Raw genomic sequence first — 2,545 nt, 5'->3', positions numbered from 1 at the left:
ATAAAAGAATAGAAACAAACAATGAAACTAAAAATTTTTTAATTGAAAGAGATAATGAGATATTTAAATTATATCAACAGGGAAAAATATTACAAGGATCTAATCCTTGTCCGCAAACAGCAACAAGTTTATTACAATCGGTAGTTTTAAGTGGCAGGTTTGAAGCAGTGATAGGTTGCTTGGATGGTACATTAAGATTAGTTTTAATAGGAAGCGGGTTTGTTTGGTAATGTTTTTTTGTTCGTAAAAAAGTTATTAAATTAAGAAGTGGTAATATTAGTCACAGGATAACGGCAAGAACTGGCAACAATCATAAACTAACTTTTCGCCCAACTAACTGTCCTAACCCAGCAATTGGCAAACCTAAGAGAAAATCACTATCTCCTCATGTTAAACCGTTTAAACTACCATTAGCATTTGTTAATGTATGCATATATTTTAAACCAAAAAATAAGAATGGAATAAAAGTCATTAAAATCCCATTTAGAAATGGACCAAAGATTGCTCCTCATACGCCTCCATACGCATTCCCAAAGACGCCAGCGGTTGCTCCGACAAAGAAATGCGGAACAATACTTGGAATCACAATTGCTCAGCCAATAAAACTATTATCTTGTCAACCAATTTGATGAACAATAATAATTGTAATTGCCATACCAATGATTTCGCCAAGAAATGAGGCAATAAAACCAATTAAGACCGCATTTTGGGCATATGGAAACATTGTTGGACAGTCTAATGCTGCTTTTGCAGTTGGTACTAACTTTTGAGAAATTCCTTTAAAAGAAGGAACAATTTCGGCAATAAACATTCGAACCCCAATTAGTAATACTTCAACCCCAGCAGCAAAGGTAAATGATTGTAATAATCCTTGGACAAAAACATCTTGACCAGTATTAAGAATGTTAGCATTAACTAAGGCATCATAGCCTTTCACACCCCATGCAGTAAAGTAAATAATTAAGTATAAGAAAAACATTGTTATTGCAATTGCAATATTAGTATTACGTAAGAAGCTTAATCCTTTTGGAAACTTAATTTCTTCTGTTGATTTAAGTGGTTTACGACTTATTTTTGCAATTACAATTCCAATTCAAGCAGAAAACAAGTATGATAATGATCCGGTATGACCAACTGCTAAGGTATCGGATTTCGTAATTTTAATGACATATTTATTTAATAATGCTGGCGAAATAATCATTCATAACGATACCAATAATGCACCAGTAATAACAATAATTGGTAAATCTTCAGCTAAATTTAACCCCACTAAATTTAAAACACTAGCAAACATTACTGATAAGTAAAATAAGACATGGCCAGTTAAATAAATATATTTATAAGTGGCAATCCGTGCTAATAAAATATTTAATAACATTGCACAAATCATAATTAATGATCCAGCTAACACAATTTTTGGTAAACTATTTAAAAATAACCCAGGAATAACATCATTATTAGCAATAATCCCATTAATCCCAAACAATAAATTAAAAGCATTTCCTAATTTACCAACTGCACCAGCTAAAATCCCAGTTCCCCCACCGATAATTAAAAACCCGATAGTTGTTTTAATTGTTGCTGAAATTGTTTCGGTTAATTTCTTGCGTTGTAATAAACAACCAACAAGAGCAAATAAACCAATCAAGATTGCTGGTGTGCCAATAAATTCTTTAAAGAAATTTAAAACATAATCGCCAGTTGTTAAAGATAAAAAACTCGACATTTTTATCTCTCCTTGCTAATTATCATCTTTGTAGTATTAAGATAACGAAGGTTTCTTCTAACATCTTAAATCAACATAACATATGTAACATATGTCTATTTTGATTTTATTTTTTTCTTTCTTCTTTGCAATTTGTTTTCTTCTTTTTGGTAATAACTAGTAAAATTGTAAATTTTTTGCAAATTTATGCAAAAGTATTTCTAATGTTAATTATTTGGTAAAACAAAAACACATGTTAGATTATTAATCTAACATGTGTTACATTATTGGCAAAAGATATTAAATCCAATCTTATTTTGCACGTTTCATTGAATTCATAACCTTTTTAATATCTGCTTCCGACGGTTTGCGTCCCATTTGCATATACATTGCCCGAATTTGTTTTTCAGTAATTGGGGGATTATCACGTAATTGTTTTTGCACAATTTTTTTGGTAATTAAAAATCCTAAAACCCCACCAATAACTAAAAAACCAATCCCAATAATAAGTCCTCCTCATCAAGGCATTCTTGTTGTCCTCCTTTTTTGTAATAAGTAATTATTAGCATAATTCCTATAATATTTTAACATATTTTTTAAAATAAGTCTTATTTTCATGGTTTTTAAGAATCTGCTTTTCTTCGATTACATTTAGTATGGATAGCAATGATATTATCATTGTACATATTGTTATTTTGTCATTTTATCAATATAAAAATAAAATAAACTCATATAAGTTTATACAATGTTTCTTTTAACTGAGAATATGAAATAAAAAACCTTTCTAGGTTATTATTAAATATATAAAGTTAGGAGAAACATTTTTTATATGGCAAAGGG

The 2,545-nt window shown here is 29.5% G+C and carries 2 protein-coding genes; both read right to left on the bottom strand.

Going from position 1 to position 2,545, the window contains the following annotated elements; translation table 4 throughout:
- Window positions 1–1,726: PTS sugar transporter subunit IIC (locus D9R21_RS05650; RefSeq protein WP_241568800.1), on the bottom strand; the 1,726-nt coding region annotated here is incomplete at its 3' end.
- Between the two features lie 291 nt (window positions 1,727–2,017).
- Window positions 2,018–2,233 carry a YneF family protein gene (locus tag D9R21_RS05645; RefSeq protein ID WP_126821439.1) on the bottom strand — a complete coding sequence of 72 codons (216 nt, stop codon included), beginning with the start codon at window positions 2,231–2,233 and terminating at the stop codon, window positions 2,018–2,020.
- Between the last annotated feature and the right edge of the window lie 312 nt (window positions 2,234–2,545).

Origin of the sequence: Spiroplasma endosymbiont of Megaselia nigra, from assembly GCF_003987485.1 — a bacterium.
Lineage (GTDB): Bacteria > Bacillota_I > Bacilli_A > Mycoplasmatales > Mycoplasmataceae > Spiroplasma.
Note: the sequence above shows the minus strand (reverse complement) of the source record. Positions and strands in the feature narration are given on the sequence as shown.